We start from the raw sequence: 508 nt of genomic DNA, 5'->3' as shown, positions 1-508 counted from the left end.
ACAACTATGTGTGGAACGCGTATGCAGAAAAAGCGTTACTTGAGTTTTATGACGTGAGCTTAACGGTTTAGTTGCAACGAACATGTGTGGTAGCCTTTGCGCTGCCACATAATGGAGAGGTCATAAGACGTTGTCACGTGAAGACGAATTACTGGAGAAATTGGATGAGTGTGAAAATGCCACTGCGTTTCTTCAGGTTTCTAACAAAATAATTAACCTCAAGTTAAAAGCATTACTTCCGAGTGTGTTCGTCCAAGACGACTTAGTGAAGGAGTATGCTGTGGATCCTTTATTGAGAGAAGATGGGCCATTGGTCACGACCGATGTTGTCTCCAAGTTGATGTTCGCGATGGGGAAAATCTCATTACAAACTTATGCAGACATTGGCTTGTACGATCAGGTATTGGAGTATGTGGTTACTCAGCCTGAAAAGATCGCGTTTACAGATGATGTGATTTATGACTTCATCAAAAACCAAGCTGTACTCTCTTCTCAGCAAGACTGCTTT

The 508-nt window shown here is 42.1% G+C and carries 1 protein-coding gene; it reads left to right on the top strand.

The features are described from left to right. Positions 1–130: 130 nt before the first annotated feature. A partial coding sequence (locus R8N49_RS30700) for an MltR family transcriptional regulator (RefSeq protein WP_140386250.1) occupies positions 131–508 on the top strand: 378 nt, incomplete at its 3' end.

This window comes from Vibrio sp. 1978, assembly GCF_033344345.1.
This window is presented reverse-complemented; position numbering and strand designations above follow the sequence as displayed.